This window comes from Methylobacterium amylolyticum, assembly GCF_030700245.1.
In the GTDB taxonomy this organism is placed as follows: Bacteria; Pseudomonadota; Alphaproteobacteria; order Rhizobiales; family Beijerinckiaceae; genus Methylobacterium.
On the sequence record NZ_JAUYZI010000018.1, the window covers coordinates 69815 to 85822 of the forward strand.

General features: G+C 71.7%; 17 protein-coding genes. 12 read left to right on the top strand and 5 right to left on the bottom strand.

Annotation, left to right across the window (positions count from 1 at the left end; all coding sequences use genetic code 11):
* The first annotated feature begins 185 nt into the window (after positions 1-185).
* The 9 genes from sufC (at position 186) to Q8W71_RS14530 (ending at position 7342) form a co-directional block, all read left to right on the top strand.
* Positions 186-938, top strand: coding sequence for a Fe-S cluster assembly ATPase SufC (sufC, locus tag Q8W71_RS14490; protein WP_305526088.1), 753 nt, complete (start codon positions 186-188; stop codon positions 936-938).
* Between the two features lies 1 nt (position 939).
* Complete coding sequence (locus tag Q8W71_RS14495) at positions 940-2262, top strand: SufB/SufD family protein (protein WP_305526089.1); 1323 nt, start codon at positions 940-942, stop codon at positions 2260-2262.
* A gap of 226 nt (positions 2263-2488) precedes the next feature.
* Positions 2489-3733 carry a cysteine desulfurase gene (locus Q8W71_RS14500; RefSeq protein ID WP_305526090.1) on the top strand — a complete coding sequence of 415 codons (1245 nt, stop codon included), beginning with the start codon at positions 2489-2491 and terminating at the stop codon, positions 3731-3733.
* 56 nt (positions 3734-3789) lie between these two features.
* A complete protein-coding gene (locus Q8W71_RS14505; protein WP_305526091.1) occupies positions 3790-4173 on the top strand; it encodes an SUF system Fe-S cluster assembly protein in 384 nt (127 codons plus the stop codon).
* Positions 4174-4252: 79 nt separating this feature from the next.
* Entirely contained in the window at positions 4253-4534 is a 282-nt protein-coding gene (locus tag Q8W71_RS14510; RefSeq protein WP_305526092.1) for a hypothetical protein, read from the top strand.
* A 215-nt stretch (positions 4535-4749) separates the two neighbouring features.
* Positions 4750-5112, top strand: a complete 363-nt coding sequence (locus Q8W71_RS14515; protein ID WP_305526093.1) for a hypothetical protein — start codon at positions 4750-4752, stop codon at positions 5110-5112.
* Between the two features lie 148 nt (positions 5113-5260).
* Positions 5261-5512, top strand: a complete 252-nt coding sequence (locus Q8W71_RS14520) for a hypothetical protein (protein ID WP_305526094.1) — start codon at positions 5261-5263, stop codon at positions 5510-5512.
* Positions 5513-5615: 103 nt separating this feature from the next.
* A complete protein-coding gene (locus Q8W71_RS14525; RefSeq protein WP_305526095.1) occupies positions 5616-6551 on the top strand; it encodes an ABC transporter ATP-binding protein in 936 nt (311 codons plus the stop codon).
* A gap of 29 nt (positions 6552-6580) precedes the next feature.
* Positions 6581-7342, top strand: coding sequence for an ABC transporter permease (locus Q8W71_RS14530; protein ID WP_305526130.1), 762 nt, complete (start codon positions 6581-6583; stop codon positions 7340-7342).
* 60 nt (positions 7343-7402) lie between these two features.
* Here the strand turns inward: Q8W71_RS14530 and Q8W71_RS14535 are convergent, their stop codons facing one another.
* Positions 7403-8170, bottom strand: coding sequence for an alpha/beta fold hydrolase (locus Q8W71_RS14535; protein WP_305526096.1), 768 nt, complete (start codon positions 8168-8170; stop codon positions 7403-7405).
* A gap of 116 nt (positions 8171-8286) precedes the next feature.
* Here Q8W71_RS14535 and Q8W71_RS14540 point away from each other — a divergent pair, with 116 nt between their 5' ends.
* Positions 8287-9117, top strand: a complete 831-nt coding sequence (locus Q8W71_RS14540; RefSeq protein WP_305526097.1) for an FkbM family methyltransferase — start codon at positions 8287-8289, stop codon at positions 9115-9117.
* A 9-nt stretch (positions 9118-9126) separates the two neighbouring features.
* On the opposite strand, the gene Q8W71_RS14545 is transcribed toward Q8W71_RS14540, so the two are convergent.
* Positions 9127-9723: a Uma2 family endonuclease gene (locus Q8W71_RS14545; RefSeq protein ID WP_305526098.1), complete on the bottom strand. Its 597-nt coding sequence runs from the start codon at positions 9721-9723 to the stop codon at positions 9127-9129.
* A gap of 64 nt (positions 9724-9787) precedes the next feature.
* Positions 9788-10501, bottom strand: coding sequence for a DNA/RNA nuclease SfsA (sfsA, locus tag Q8W71_RS14550; RefSeq protein WP_305526099.1), 714 nt, complete (start codon positions 10499-10501; stop codon positions 9788-9790).
* A 75-nt stretch (positions 10502-10576) separates the two neighbouring features.
* On the opposite strand from sfsA, the gene Q8W71_RS14555 reads away from it, so the two are divergent.
* Positions 10577-11320, top strand: coding sequence for a competence/damage-inducible protein A (locus Q8W71_RS14555; protein WP_305526100.1), 744 nt, complete (start codon positions 10577-10579; stop codon positions 11318-11320).
* Between the two features lie 107 nt (positions 11321-11427).
* Positions 11428-12288 carry a formate/nitrite transporter family protein gene (locus tag Q8W71_RS14560; RefSeq protein ID WP_305526131.1) on the top strand — a complete coding sequence of 287 codons (861 nt, stop codon included), beginning with the start codon at positions 11428-11430 and terminating at the stop codon, positions 12286-12288.
* A gap of 227 nt (positions 12289-12515) precedes the next feature.
* Here Q8W71_RS14560 and Q8W71_RS14565 read toward each other — a convergent pair whose 3' ends face one another.
* The gene (locus Q8W71_RS14565) at positions 12516-13985 is read right to left on the bottom strand and encodes an NAD-dependent succinate-semialdehyde dehydrogenase (RefSeq protein ID WP_305526101.1); all 1470 of its coding nucleotides are present in this window, start codon (positions 13983-13985) and stop codon (positions 12516-12518) included.
* A complete protein-coding gene (locus Q8W71_RS14570; protein WP_305526132.1) occupies positions 13978-15963 on the bottom strand; it encodes an acyl CoA:acetate/3-ketoacid CoA transferase in 1986 nt (661 codons plus the stop codon). Before Q8W71_RS14570 ends, Q8W71_RS14565 begins: the two co-directional genes overlap by 8 nt.
* Between the last annotated feature and the right edge of the window lie 45 nt (positions 15964-16008).

The window sequence follows — 16008 nt, forward strand, 5'->3', positions numbered from 1 at the left end:
CCTTCGGCGGGGGAGGGTGCCTGCGGAGCAGGCGGGAGAGGGGCAGCGCGACGCGGCCGTATGTGGCGCCCGCTGCGACCTCTCCGGATACGGCGCTCCCCTCTCCCGACCCTCGCTGACGCGAGGGCCACCCTCTCCCGCAACGGGGAGAGGGACGATCGGATTCGAACAGGACTACGAGAACGATGCTTGAGATCAAGAACCTCGTCGTGCAGATCGAGGACAACCGCATCCTCAACGGCCTCGACCTCACCGTGAAGGATGGCGAGGTCGCCGCGATCATGGGCCCGAACGGCTCGGGCAAGTCGACGCTGTCCTACGTGATCGCCGGCAAGGAGGATTACGAGGTTCTCGACGGGCAGATCCTGCTCGACGGCCAGGACGTGCTGGAGATGGCCGCCGACGAGCGCGCCGCCGCCGGGCTGTTCCTCGCCTTCCAGTACCCGCTGGAGATCCCGGGCGTCGGCACCATGACCTTCCTCAAGGCGTGCATGAACGCCCAGCGCAAGGCGCGCGGCGAGGACGAGCTCTCGACCCCCGACTTCATCCGCGCCGTGAACGCGGCCGCCGACCGGCTCGAGATCAACAAGGAGATGCTCAAGCGGGCGCTCAACGTCGGCTTCTCCGGCGGCGAGAAGAAGCGCATGGAGATCCTCCAGATGGCGCTGCTCCAGCCGAAGTTCTGCGTCCTCGACGAGACCGATTCCGGCCTCGACATCGACGCGCTGCGCATCGTCTCCGAGGGCGTGAACCACCTGCGGGCGGCGGGCCGCTCGTTCCTGGTCATCACCCACTACCAGCGGCTCCTGAACCACATCGTGCCCGACACCGTGCACGTCATGTCGAAGGGCCGGATCGTGAAGAGCGGCGGCAAGGAGCTGGCGCTGGAGCTGGAAGCCTCCGGCTACGCCGAGTACCGCACGAACGAGGCCGCCTGACATGGCCGACATCGCCAATCTCCGCACCGCCGCCGAGACCGGGCTGTCGAGCCTGTTCGAGGCGGGCCGCAAGAGCTTCGCCACCGAGGAGGCCATCGGCCGCGAGGAGGCGTTCAAGTTCTTCGAGGCCACCGGCCTGCCGAGCCGCCGGGTCGAGGCGTTCAAGTACACCGACCTGCGCGCCGCGATGACCGAGGCCGCGCCGCCGGCCGAGGCGCCCTCGGACGAGGCCGCCCGGGCGGCGGTCGCCGGTGCCAAGGGCTTCGCCGGGATCGAGGCCGCGCGTCTCACCTTCGTCAACGGCCACCTCGTCCCGGCCCTGTCGGACCTCGACGGCCTGCCCGAGGGCGTGCGCGTGACGCCGCTCAACGCCGCGCTGGCCCAGAGCGACGCCCGCCTCAAGCTGCTCGCGCCGGTGGAGCAGGCCCGGGCGAACCCGATCTACCAGCTCAACACCGCCTTCCTGGCGGACGGGGCCCTGATCTCGGTGGCGGCCGGCGCCAAGCCGGAGCGCCCGCTGCACCTGCGCTTCGTCGGCGCCGGCACGGACGGCTTCTCCACCGCCACGCGCGTGCTGGTGGAGCTGGCCGAGGGCGCCGAGTTCACCCTGCTGGAGAGCCACGAGGGGCCGGACGGGGTGACCTACCAGCCCAACGACGCCCTCGACGTGCGGGTCGGCAACGGCGCCGCCTTCCGCCACGCCCGGCTCAACCGCGAGGGCAGGGGGGCGATCGCCCTGTCGACGATCAGCGTGCGCCTCGACGACGACGCCCGGCTGGAGACGGTCAACGTCGTCACCGGCGCGGTGCTGTCCCGCCACCAGATCTACATGCACGTGGCCGGCGAGGGCACCAGCGCCGTCGTCAACGGCGCCGCCATGCTCGGTGCCGGCCAGCTCGCCGACTCGACCCTGCTCGCCGACCACGCCGCGGTGGGCGGCGTCGGCCGCGAGATGTTCAAGACGGTGATCGACGGCGACGCCACCGGCGTGTTCCAGGGCAAGATCATCGTCCGGCAGGCCGCCCAGCAGACCGACGGCAAGATGAAGTCCGACTGCCTGCTGCTGACCGACGAAGGTCAGATGATGAACAAGCCGGAGCTGGAGATCTTCGCCGACGACGTCGCCTGCGGCCACGGCGCCACCTGCGGCGCGCCGGACGAGGACCTGCTGTTCTACCTGATGGCCCGCGGCCTGCCGCGCGCCACCGCGGAGAGCCTGCTGGTCCAGGCGTTCCTCGGCGAGGCGGTCGAGGCGGTCACGCACGAGGGCGCCCGCGCGGCGCTGATCGGCGAGATCGAGGCGTGGCTCGAGGCCCGCGGCTGAACGCCATGTCGGCCGGCCTCCGTCAAGGCCGGCCGGACCCCGCTCTCCCACCCGGTCCCTCATCCTGAGGCGCCCGCGTCAGCGGGCCTCGAAGGAGGGTTCCAGGGATCGCGGGACATCTGGAGGGCTCCTTCGAGGCCTCCGCTTCGCTCCGGCACCTCAGGATGAGGGCTGCGGTCGGGAGGGGCGAGGCACTGTACCGGCACCCGGATCCAAGGTCGCGACGATGAACGCACCCGTCCTCAACCCGGCCTACGACGTCGCGGCGATCCGGAAGGAATTCCCGATCCTGTCCGAGACGGTCTACGGCAAGCCACTGGTCTACCTCGACAACGCCGCCTCGGCGCAGAAGCCGAAGGCCGTGATCGACGCGATGGTGGCGTGCATGGAGACGGGCTACGCCAACGTCCACCGCGGCCTGCACTTCATGGCCAACGCCGCCACCGAGGGTTTCGAGGGCGCCCGCGAGACGACGCGCCAGTTCCTCAACGCGGCGTCCACCGACGAGATCATCTTCACCCGCAACGCGACGGAGGCCTACAACCTCGTCGCCTCCTCGATGGGCTGGGCCGGGCTGATCGGCGAGGGCGACGAGATCATCCTGTCGATCATGGAGCACCACTCCAACATCGTGCCCTGGCATTTCCTGCGCGAGCGGCGCGGTGCGGTGATCAAGTGGGCCCCCGTCGACGACGACGGCAACTTCCTCGTCGAGGACTACGAAAGGCTGTTCACGCCGCGCACCAGGATGGTGGCGATCACTCACATGTCGAACGTGCTCGGCACGGTGACGCCGGCCGCGGAGATCGTGCGCATCGCCCACGCCCACGGCGTGCCGGTGCTGCTCGACGGGGCGCAGAGCGCGGTCCACCAGCCCGTGGACGTGGCCGCGCTCGACTGCGACTTCTTCGTGTTCACCGGCCACAAGGTCTACGGGCCGACCGGGATCGGCGTGCTCTACGGCAAGCGGGAATGGCTGGACCGGCTGCCCCCCTACCAGGGCGGCGGCGAGATGATCCGCACCGTGAGCCAGGACGCGATCACCTACAACGATCCCCCGCACCGCTTCGAGGCCGGCACCCCGGCGATCGTCGAGGCGGTGGGGCTCGGCGCCGCGCTGGAATTCATGATGGGGCTCGGGCGCGAGAACATCGCCGCCCACGAGGCGATGCTGACGGACTACGCGCAGGCGCGGCTGGGGGCGATGAACGCGCTCCGGCTGATCGGCACGGCCAAGGGCAAGGGCGGGGTCATCGCCTTCGAGGTGAAGGGCGCGCACGCCCACGACATCGCGACCGTGATCGACCGGCAGGGGGTCGCGGTCCGCGCCGGCACCCACTGCGCCATGCCGCTGCTGTCGCGGTTCGGCGTCACCTCGACCTGCCGCGCCTCGTTCGGCCTGTACAACACCACCGCCGAGATCGACGCGCTTGCGGAAGCGCTCGCCAAGGCCGAGATGCTGTTCACCTGATTTTCTGGGACATGGGCCGGTCGCCAGCCAGACGGCGCCCGGAGGAGGTTCGAGCCATGAGCACCGACGCCACCATCACCGGCGGCAGCAACGCACCCGCGGTGGCGGGCGCCACGGCCATCCCGCCGGCCGAGCTGGACCGCCTCACCGACGACATCGTCGCCGCGCTGAAGAGCGTCTACGACCCCGAGATCCCGGCCGACATCTACGAGCTCGGCCTGATCTACAAGGTCGACATCGACGACGACCGCAAGGTGGCGATCGACATGACGCTCACCGCCCCGGGCTGCCCGGTGGCCGGCGAGATGCCGGGCTGGGTCGAGAACGCGGTCGCGGCGGTGCCGGGCGTGCAGTCCTGCACGGTCACGATGGTGTTCGATCCCCCGTGGGACCAGAGCCGGATGTCGGACGAGGCCCGCGTCGCCCTCGACATGTGGTGAGCCGCCGCCGCGGTTAAGGTCGCGGTAACCACCGCAGCGCACCAAGGCCCGGAACGGACGGGGCTTTGCGGGACGCGGGATGGAGCCGGGATACGGGATCGCGCTGGCGCTGGAGGCGGCCGGCCTCTTCGGCCTCGCGCTCGGGCTGCTACGGCTGCGCGCCGAGCGGCGGGCGCGGGCGGCGGAGCTGTCGGCCGCGCTGCGTCCGGGTACGGCCGCGCGGCGGAGGTCTTCGCCGGCCCTGCGCATCGTCGCCCTGCCGGCCGCGCCCGCACGGGCGGCGCGGGCCGGGTCCTCCGCATCCTCCGCGCGCGCGGCCCTGCACCGGGCCGTGGCGCCACGGCGGCCTATCGCAGCATGAGGTCGAGCGCGCTGCCGAGCAGCACCGCGGCGGTGAGCGCCAGGAGGAACTTCAGGTCGTCGAGGCGGGCGCTCATGGGGCGTCTCTTGCGGGGGGCTCGGGCCGGGCGGCGTCGGGGATGCCGGACCATCGCCGGATCGCGGGTGCCGGGCGAGTCCTTTCAAGGTCCGTGGCCGCCGCGCCGAACGCTTTCCCCGGGGCAGGGTTGACCGACCATGAACGCGCCGCGCCCCGCCGGACCGCCCGTTACCCCCCGCTCGGGGGAGCCGCCCGGCCGGGGGCCGCTCGCCGCCGCCCGCGACTGGGCGTTCCGGGACCGGCGGACGGGGGCCATCACCGTGGCGCAGTGGCCGAACCCGCCGCTCTGGCTGTTCCTCGGCCTGTCGGGGCTGGCCTGGGCGGGGGAGGCGCTCGCGCCCGCCGCGCTGGGCCCCGCGATCCCCTGGATCCGCGGCGCGGCCGCCCTCGCCCTGGTCTGGTGGGCCGGCGACGAGATCCTGCGCGGCGTGAACCCCTGGCGGCGCGCCCTCGGCGCCGCGGTCCTGCTGGGTTACGCCGCGCTGCGCCTGTGGCCGTGAGGGTGCGGCGTCCGCACGCCGCCGGAACCGGATGACGGGTACGGCAGGTTGCAAATATGCGCCGCATCCTGAAGATGCGCCGCGGACCTGGACGGGGTCGCCGCGCGCGGCCCCAGCCGCTGCGGGCGGCGCGACGACGGACGAAGCCATGACGGACGCGGGAGGCTTCCTGCCCGATCGAGACACCTCCGCGTCCGACGAGCGGGCCCGGCTCCTGCGCCAGATCGCGGACGCGCTGAACCTGCCGGTCACGGCCTTCGCCCGCGGCCTCGCGCCCGTGGCGGTGGCCGGCCCGTCGAGCGCCGAGTGCGCCGCCGTCCTGTCGGCCTTCTCGCGGATCCGCGATCCGCGGCTGCGCAGCCAGTGCCTGCAGATGCTGGAGCGCTGCGCGGAGCCGTGAGGGCGCGCGGGACCGGGCGGCGCCGTGCGCGGGCGCACCCGGCGCCGCTGGAGGGTCGGGCGCCGCGTGCTATAGGGCCGCCCGCGTGAGCGCCCGGGCCTGCATGCCGATCATCTCCATCGCGAACCTGTCCAAGACCTACGCCACGGGCTTCAGCGCCCTCAGCGGGGTCGATCTCGCGATCGAGCGCGGCGAGATCTTCGCCCTGCTCGGGCCGAACGGCGCCGGCAAGTCGACGCTGATCAACATCGTCTGCGGCATCGTCACGCCGAGTTCGGGCACGGTCACCGTCGACGGCCACGACATCGCCGGGAATTATCGCGCCGCCCGCCGGGCGATCGGCCTCGTGCCGCAGGAGCTAACCACCGACGCGTTCGAGACGGTGTGGAACACGGTCAGCTTCTCGCGCGGCCTGTTCGGGCTGAAGGCCGATCCGGGCCATATCGAGCGGACCCTGCGCGCCCTCTCGCTGTGGGACAAGCGCGACAACCGGCTGATGACCCTCTCGGGGGGCATGAAGCGCCGGGTGCTGATCGCCAAGGCGCTTTCGCACGAGCCGCGGGTGCTGTTCCTCGACGAGCCGACCGCGGGCGTGGACGTGGAGCTGCGCCAGGACATGTGGCGGCTGGTGCGCGACCTGCGGGGGCAGGGCGTCACCGTCATCCTCACCACCCACTACATCGAGGAGGCGGAGGAGATGGCCGACCGGATCGGCGTGATCCGCAGCGGCCGCATCATCCTCGTGGAGGAGAAGGCGGCCCTGATGCGCAAGCTCGGCCGCAAGCGCCTCACCCTGCACCTCCAGACGCCCCTCGACGCGCTGCCGGACGATCTGGCGGGCTTCGACCTCGACCTCGCCGCGGGAGGCCAGGAGTTGGTCTACACCTACGACACCAAGGCCGAGCGCACCGGCATCACCGGCCTGCTCACCGGGCTCTCCGCCGCCGGCATCCGCTTCAACGACCTGCACACCGAGCAGAGTTCGCTGGAGGACATCTTCGTCGGCCTCGTGCGCGAGGAGGCGCGGGCGGCAGAATGATGGGCAAGGACATGGGCGAACGGACGGGCATGAACTGGCCGGCGGTCCGCGCGATCTACCTGTTCGAGATGGGCCGCTTCTGGCGCACCGCCGGGCAGAGCATCCTCGCGCCGGTGATCTCGACGACGCTGTACTTCGTGGTGTTCGGCGCCGCGATCGGCTCGCGGGTCTCGGCGGTGGACGGGGTGCCCTACGGGCTGTTCATCGTGCCCGGCCTGATCATGCTCTCGCTGCTGACGCAGAGCATCGCCAACGCCTCGTTCGGCATCTACTTCCCGCGCTTCGCCGGCACGATCTACGAGATCCTGTCGGCGCCGATCTCGCCGCTGGAGGTGGTGCTGGGCTACGTCGGCGCCGCCGCCTCGAAGTCGATCCTGATCGGGCTGATCATCCTCGCGACCTCGGCCCTGTTCGTGCCGCTGCGGATCGATCACCCCGTCTGGATGCTCGCCTTCCTGCTGCTCACGGCGGTGACCTTCAGCCTGTTCGGCTTCATCATCGGCCTGTGGGCGGACGGGTTCGAGAAGCTCCAGCTCGTGCCGCTGCTGGTGGTGACGCCGCTGACCTTCCTCGGCGGCAGCTTCTACGCGGTGAGCATGCTGCCGCCGTTCTGGCACACGGTCAGCCTGCTGAATCCGGTGGTCTACCTGATCAGCGGCTTCCGCTGGGCCTTCTTCGGCACCGCCGACGTCGGCATCGGCGTCAGCCTCGCGATGACCGGGCTGTTCCTGGCGATCTGCCTCGGGCTCGTCACCTACATCTTCCGGACGGGCTACCGGCTGAAGAGCTGATACGGCTTCCGCCGAAGCGGAGGCCGATGCGGCGTCACGGGGCGCGGCAACCGGCTGAGATCACGGCTGCGCGGCGAGGAACGCCAGCACGCCTTCCCGGTGCGGCCGGGCGCCGACCGCGGTGGAGTGGTCCTTGCCCGCGATGTCGAGGGCGCGGGCGTCCGGCATCAGCGCCGCCAGCCCCGAGGCCGAGCCCGCCACCGTGTCGAGGGTGCCGACCGAGACGAGAACGGGCACCTCGATCTGCGCGAGTTCGCCCCGGCTCAGGGTCTGGCGCGAGCCGCGCATGCAGGCGGCCAGCGCCCGCAGGTCGCTGCGGGTCTGCTCGGCGAAGGTCCGGAAGGCGGCGGCCGTCGGGTTGGCGGCGGGCGTGCCGGGGGGCGCCTCCAGCGCCTCGGCGATCCCCGAGGGCAGGCCCCGCCCCTCGACGAGGTGCATGCCCAGGCCGCCGATCAGCGCCGCGCGCACCCGGTTCGGGTGGTCGAGGGCGACGTGGGCGGTGATGCGCCCGCCCATCGAGTAGCCCATCACGTGGGCGCGGGCGATGCCGAGATGGTCGAGGAGCCGCACCGCGTCGCCGGCCATGTGCTCGGAGGAATAGAGCGCCGGATCGTAGAGCTTCTCGCTCTCGCCGTGGCCGCGGTTGTCCAGCGCGATCACCCGGTAGCCGGCCTGGGCGAGCGCGCGCACCCACTGGGTGTTGACCCAGTTCACCGCGTGGTTCGAGGCGAAGCCGTGGATCAGCAGGATCGGGTCCCCGGACCCGGAGGGGGCCGGCGGCACGTCGATATAGGCGATCCGCACCCCGTCCGAATCGAACTGGTCCATGCCCCGGCCGTCTCCCGCGCTGATGGCGATGGCTTAGACCAGCGCAGGGAGCCGGGGCAACGCGGCGCTCGCAGCGGCCCTTGCGGCGGCCCCGCCCTGCTGGCATCACCCGGCCGGTGAAGACGGACGCGCAGCCCTACGGCACCTACGCCCCGGCCGGCCTCGTGGCGGCCATCACCCGCCGCACCGGCGCCATCCCGGCCGAGTCCTGGCACGGGCGCCGCCTCGCGCTGTTCCTGCGCCGGATCGCGATCTCGCTGCTGGGCGGCAGGCCCCTCGACGTGACCCGCTACGGGGCGCGGATGCGCCTGCACCCCTACAACAACAACTGCGAGAAGAAGGTGCTGTTCACGCCGCAGTTCTTCGATCCCGCCGAGCGGGCGATCCTGCGCGAGCGGCTGCCGCGGGACTGCGTGTTCCTCGACATCGGCGCCAATGTCGGCGCCTACGCCCTGTGCGTGGCGGCCTTCTCCGGCCCCGAGGCGCGGGTCGTCGCGGTCGAGCCGCAGCCCGACGTGTTCGAGCGGCTGAGCTACAACATCGCCCAGAACCCGTTCCACACGGTCAAGGCGGTGGCCTGCGCGGTGGCCGACAAGGCGGGCGAGCTGACCCTGTTCATCGATCCGCGCAACCGGGGCGAATCCTCCCTGCGCATCGTCGGCACCAACGAGGCTGCGCGCATCACCGTGCCGGCGGTGACGCTCCTCGACCTCCTGGCCCGCGAGGGCCTGACCCGCGTCGACGCGATCAAGCTCGACGTGGAGGGCGCCGAGGACCTGATCCTGGAGCCGTTCCTGCGCGAGGCGCCGGCCGCGCTGCTGCCGCGCTTCCTGCTGATCGAGAACGGCACCGGCCAGTGGCAGCTCGACCTGCCGAAGCTCCTGGAGAACCACGGCTACCGCGAACTGCACCGCTCGCGGCTGAACCTGATGTACGAGCGCGGCTGACCCGTCGCGTCAGAGGCGCCGCGGATCGAGATGCGTGTCCGCGTAGATCTCGGCGAGGGTGCAGACCGCGCCGAGCTCTCCGAGCACGATCGCGTCGCCGGGCCTCGAGAGCGTCTCGACGTGCCACGTCTCCGAATCGCTCCGGACGTGCAGCGTCGCGGCCAGCGCATCCTGCTCGACGATCAGGATGAAGCGGTTGTGCGGGTGCGCCCGGTAGAAGGCGATCTTGCGCTCCAGCACGCGCCCGCGGTCGCTGGCGGAGGGCACCTCCATGACGAGGTAGAACCGGTCGGTGTAGCTGCGCTCGGTGTCGGTCGCCGCGTCGATCACCGTGACCTCCGGCTCGGGCCGGTAGCGCGACCGGCTCGACACCTCGATGCCGATCTCGCGATCGGCGCGCCAGGCGGGGCGGTGCAGGCGGAGCGCGGCGTTGAGGTGCCGCTCGAAGTTGCTCGCGATCCGCTGGTGGGCGATCCGCGGCGCCGCCGACTGCATGGCAACCCCCTCGATCAGCTCCCAGCGCTCGCCGTCCGGGCGGGTTTCGAGGAACGCGCGGAAGCCGGCGGCGTCGAAGGCGGCGTGCGCGCTCAGGGCGGGTTCGGCCATCGGGACGGGTCCGGAGCGAATGCCTCAGGATTCTACCACGCCCGGCGGGCGCCTGCGACGTCCCTCACGCCGGCGTGACGACCGGGATCTCGTCGGCGAGCGTCACGCCCTCCGGCCCCACGGCGCAGCGGTAGGCGCGGGTCTCGACCCCCGCGGCCCGGGCCTCGCGGAAGGCGCGGTCGAAGGCCGGGTCGATGTCGCGGGCGACGTCGAAGGAATCGGCCCGCATCTGCACGACGATCACCACCAGCGCCCGGCCGCCCGTGGCCACCACGGCGGCGAGCTCCCGCATGTGCCGGGCGCTGCGGGCGGCGGTGCAGTCGGGGAACTCGGCGAGCCCCGGCACCCGCATCATGTGGCAGTTCTTCACCTCGACGTGACACGGGCCCGCGGTGCCGCCGCTCGCCAGGAAGTCGACTCGGCTCGCCTGCCCGTAGCGCACCTCCGGCCGCAGCGCGTCGTAGCCCGCGAGCGCCGCGATCCGCCCCGCGTGAAACGCCTCGGCGACCAGCGCGTTCGGGCGCAGCGTGTTGATCCCGACCCATTGCGGGCCGCCGGGCAGGTCGGCCTCCACCAGCTCCCAGGTGAGCGGCAGCTTGCGCGCCGGGTTGGCCGAGCGGCTGAGCAGCGCGCGGGCGCCGGGCGCGGTCAGGCCGAGCATCGCCCCGGGATTGGGGCAGTGGGCGGTCACCGGCCCCTCCGCGGTCTCGATATCGGCGAGGAAGCGCTTGTAGCGGCGCACCAGCCGGCCTTCCACGAGCGCGCCGGTCCATCGCATCTGTCGCCGCGCTCCGTGGATGCCGGGAGGGAGACGCGCTATCTGCACGCCCGAGCCCGCCGCCGACAGGTCCGCATGAGCACGCCCGAGGAAAATCCCGTCACCGCCGCGATCCTCGTCATCGGCGACGAGATCCTGTCCGGCCGCACCAAGGACAAGAACATCGGCACCATCGCCGACTACCTCACCGCGGCGGGCATCGACCTGCGCGAGGTGCGGATCGTCCCCGACGAGCCGGCGATGATCGTCGAGGCGGTCAACGCCCTGCGCACCCGCTACACCTACCTGTTCACCACCGGCGGCATCGGCCCGACCCACGACGACATCACCGCCGACTGCGTGGCGCAGGCGTTCGGCGTCGGCATCGACGTGGACGAGCGCGCCCGCGCCATGCTGCTGGAGCGCCACAAGCCGGAGGACCTGAACGCCGCCCGCCTGCGCATGGCCCGCATCCCGTTCGGCGCCGACCTGATCCCCAACCCGGTCTCCAAGGCGCCGGGCTTCCGCATCGGCAACGTGATGGTCATGGCCGGGGTGCCGGCGATCATGCAGGCGATGCTCGACGCGGTCGGCCCGACGCTCTCCGGCGGCGCCCGGATGCTGTCCGAGACGGTGGAGGCCCGGGGCGTGCCGGAGGGGACCTACGCGGGCGACCTCGCGGAGATCGCCAAGCGCCACGCGGCGGTGTCGATCGGCTCCTACCCGATGATGACGCCGGAGGGTTTTCGGAATCGCATCGTCGTGCGCGCGCGCGACGCCGCCGCGCTCGCCGCGGCCCGGGACGAGGTGGCGGCGCTGGTAGCGCGCCTCGCCCCCTGATCGGCGCCGCCGCTGTCACCGGGCGCGGTCGCCGTCGCTCGCCGTCGCCATAGATCCCGGCGGTGCGCCGCTCCGACCCGGACCGGGCGCCGGGGAGCGAGGCGGAGATGGCGCGCAACGGCAAGGAGAAGGAGGAGCGGCGCGACGAGCTTCTGAAGGAGGTCTCCGAGATCGGCCGGCCGGACGCCTACGTCCTGCACGAGGTGATCCGCCTGGAGGGCGACGAGGAGCTGCGCCGCCACGGCCTCGCCCTGTTCCTCTCGGCCTTCTCCGCGGGGCTGAGCATCGCCCTGTCGCTGATCGTGCCCGGGGTGCTCAAGGCGCACCTGCCGGATGCCGAGTGGGCGAAGATCGTCACCTCGATGGGCTACGCGGTCGGCTTCCTCGTGGTGGTGCTCGGGCGCCAGCAACTGTTCACCGAGAACACCATCACGCCGATCCTGCCGCTGCTGCACGACCGCACGGCCAAGACCGCGTGGCGGGTGCTGCGGCTCTGGGTGATCGTGCTGGCCGGCAACATCCTCGCCACCGCGGCCATCGCCACGCTGCTCGCCTATGCCGGCGCCTTCCCGCCGGCCGTGCTGAAGGCTTTCGCCGAGCTCAGCCACGACGCCATCGCCCACGACTTCACCGCGACCTTCACCAAGGCGGTGTTCGCGGGCTGGATCATCGCGCTGATGGTGTGGTTCCTGCCGGCCACGGCCAGCGCCGCGCCCTTCGTCATCCTGCTGATGACGTGGCTCGTCTCGCTCTGCGGCCTCGCCCACATCGTCGCCGGCTCGGTGGAGGCCTTCTACCTCGTGGTCACCGGCGCCGCCACGCTGGGCACCTACGTCGAGCGGTTCTTCGTGCCGACGCTGCTCGGCAACGTCTTCGGCGGCACCACCCTCGTGGCGGTGCTGAACTACGGGCAGGTCGCACCGGAGGTGGAGGAGACCAAGGAGGTCGAGGTCGAGCGCACCGACTGATCCTGTTCGGGATTTTCCTCCGCCCGCGCCCCCCTCTCCCCTCCGCGGGAGAGGGCGGCCCCCGAAGGGGGTCGGGTGAGGGGAGCCCGGCTTCAGGCAAAGTCGCGACGACCGCTGCCGGGCGCCATGTCCGGCAGCGTCGCTCCCCTCTCCCGACCCGGCCTGACGCGAGGGGCGCCTTCTTGGCCACCCTCCCCCGCAGAGGGGGAGGGACGAGACGTGAGCCCTCAGGCGCCGAGGCCGCCGATGCAGAGGTACTTGGTGTTCAGGTAGTCCTCGATGCCCTGGTAGGAGCCCTCGCGGCCGAGCCCCGATTCCTTCACGCCGCCGAAGGGCGCCACCTCGGTGGTGATGATCCCCTCGTTGACGCCGACCATGCCGTATTCCAGCGCCTCCGAGACCCGGAAGGTCCGGCCGAGGTCGCGGGTGTAGACGTAGCAGGCGAGCCCGTACTCCGTGGCGTTGGCCATCCGCACGGCCTCGGCCTCGTCGCGGAACTTGAACAGCGGCGCCAGCGGCCCGAAGGTCTCCTCCCGGGCCACCGCCATCTCGGGCGTGGCGCCGGTGATCACCGTCGGCTCGAAGAACTGGCCGCCGAGCCGGTGCCGGCCGCCGCCGGCGATCACCCGGCCGCCCTTGGCCACCGCGTCGCGGATGTGCTCCTCGGTCTTCTCCACCGCCGCCATGTCGATGAGCGGGCCCTGCATCACCCCGTCTTCGAGCCCGTTGCCGACCTTCAAGCCCTTGGCCGCCTCGGCCATCCGCTCCGCGAACGCCTCGTAGATCCCTTCTTGCACGAGGAAGCGGTTGGTGCAGATGCAGGTCTGGCCCGAGTTGCGGTACTTGGCGAGCATCGCGCCGGCCACCGCCCGGTCGAGGTCGGCGTCGTCGAACACGATGAACGGCGCGTTGCCGCCGAGTTCCATCGACACCTTCTTCACGGTGCCGGCCGCCTGCTCCAGGAGCACCTTGCCAACCTCGGTCGAGCCGGTGAACGTGATCTTCTTGACGAGCGGGTTGGAGGTCAGCTCGCCGCCGATGGCCCGGGCCGAGCCGGTGACCACGTTCACCACCCCGTCCGGGATGCCGGCCATCTCGCACAGCACGCCCCAGACGAGGCCCGAGAGCGGGGTCTGCGAGGCAGGCTTGGCCACCACCGTGCAGCCGGCCGCGAGCGCGGGCGCGATCTTGCGGGCGAGCATGGAGGAGGGGAAGTTCCAGGGCGTGATCGCGCCCACCACCCCCACCGGCTCCTTGGTGACGAGGATCTTCCGGTCCGCCCAGGGGGAGGGGATGGTGTCGCCGTAGACGCGCCGCGCCTCTTCGGCGAACCACAGCACGTAGGCGGCCGACATGCCGACCTCGCCGCGGGCCTCGGTCAGCGACTTGCCCTGCTCGGCGGTGAGGATCTGGGCCAGATCCTCCTGGTTCTCGGTGATGATCGCGGCGAGCTTGCGCAGCAGCATCGCCCGCTCGTTGGCGGTCTTGGCGCGCCAGCCCGGGTAGGCGGCGTGGGCGGCGGCGACCGCCCGGCGGGTCTCCTCGGCGCCCGCGTTCGGCACCCGGGCGATCTCGGCGCCGGTGGCCGGGTTGGTGACCGCGATGCTCCCCGAGCCGGCCTTGGTCCAGTCCCCGCCGATCAGGCAGGCCTCGACCAGGAGCTTCGGGTTCTTGAGCGACAGGGCCGTGTCAGGCATCCAACGGTTCCTTCGGCGGCGCAGGCCGCCTCAGGGGCACGCTCTGTGCCGTGTTGCGGGCTTGCGCCTCGGCGCGGGTCTCGTACACGTGCGGTGCGAGATCGCGCGACTGCAGGGATACACCCAGCTTCAACCGCATGAAGGCGCTCGTCGTGTACCGCGAGGCCGTGGCGTAGTAGCGGCTTTCCAGATAGGCGATGGTCGAGAAATACGCATCCGACACCGCCGGATCAAGTTCGAAGCCGTCGTAGTTGACGATCAGGTGAACCTTGCGGCCGATCTCCTGGCAGGTGCGCTCGAATTCGCGCCGGACCAGCTCGACATCCTCGATCGTGCGGACCTGGAAGCTCTCGAAGTTGCCGAACAGCGTGTTGCGCTCGGGATCGTAGGAGATCCGCTCGGCCAGGCTCATGCCGAGCAGCCACGGCTCCAGCCCCATCACCGCGTCGCGGAACAGCCGCGGGTCCATCGGGCCTGGGTCGTTCACGATCGGCGCGAAGTCCATCTGGGCGAGGATGTCGCGTTCCACGTCGATCCCCGGCGCGACCTCGACCAGCTCCATCCCGGCCCGGGTGCGGCGCAGGACGCAGCGCTCGGTCACGTACAGCACCGGCTGGCCGCGCTCGGCGGCGTAGTCGCCCGAGAAGGTGATCTGCTCCACCGCCGCGATGAATTTTTTCGATTTGCCCTCGCGGACGATGCGGAGCCCGCCGTCCTCGACCGCCACGTCGAGCCCGTCCGCGGTGAAGGTGCCGGCGAAGACGAGGCGCTTGGCGTTCTGCGAGATGTTGATGAAGCCGCCCGCCCCGGCGAGCCGCTTGCCGAACCGGCTGACGTTGACGTTGCCCCGCGCGTCCGCCTGCGCGAGGCCGAGCACCGCGATGTCGAGGCCGCCGCCGTCGTAGAAGTCGAACTGCTGGTTCTGGTGCAGCACTGCGGCCGGGTTCAGCGCCGCGCCGAAATCCAGCCCGCCCTGCGGCAGGCCGCCGATCACCCCCGGCTCGGCGGTGAGCGTCAGGTACTTCAGCACCCGCTCCTCCGCCGCCACCGCGGCCACCCCCTCCGGCATGCCGATGCCGAGGTTGACCACGCCGCCGGGCGGCAGCTCGAAGGCGCAGCGCCGGGCGATGACCTTGCGCGCGTCCAGCGGCAGCGGCGCGATCCGGTCGAGCGGCACCCGCTGGCGCCCGGTGAAGGCGTGGTTGTAAGGCGTCGCGTAGGTCTGGCGGTGGTTCTCGGGCTGGCTCAGCACCACGCAGTCGACCAGCACCCCCGGCACCTGCACCTCGCGCGGCGCCAGCGAGCCGGACTCGGCGATGCGCTCGACCTGGGCGATGACGAAGCCGCCCGAATTCTTCGCCGCCATCGCCGCGGCGAGGTTGTCGAGCGTCAGCGCCTCGCGCTCCATGGTGATGTTGCCGGCCGGGTCCGCGGTGGTGCCGCGGATGAGCGCGACGTTCACCGGGAACGCCTTGTAGTGCAGCCACGGCTCGCCGTTCAGCTCGATCAGGCTGACCAGATCCTCCGTGGTGATCGGGCTGAGCTTGCCGCCGCCCTGACGCGGGTCGACGAAGGTGTGCAGGCCGACCTTGGTGATGTGGCCCGGGGTCTTGGCGGCGATGTCGCGGTAGAGGTGGCTGACGACGCCGAGCGGCAGGTTGTAGGCCTCGATCTCGCCGGCGAGCGCCATCTGCCCGAGCTTCGGGACCAGCGCCCAGTGGCCGCCGACCACCCGGCGCACGAGACCGGGCTTGGCGAGGCGATTGAGACCCCGCTCCTTGCCGTCGCCGGGGGCGGCGGCGAACATCAGCCCGAGGTCGCGCGGGCTGCCGCTGCCCTCGAAGCGGCGGGCGAGCGCCAGGATCAGCTCGTCGGGCGTGCCGATGCCGACGAAGCCGGAGACCGCGACCATGTCGCCGTCCTGAACGATCGCCGCCGCCTCGTCGGCGCTCACGATCTTGTTCTTGAGGCCCGACATCACGCGGTTCTCGATCGTCTTGCGGTCGGAGGATCCGGCCGGGGA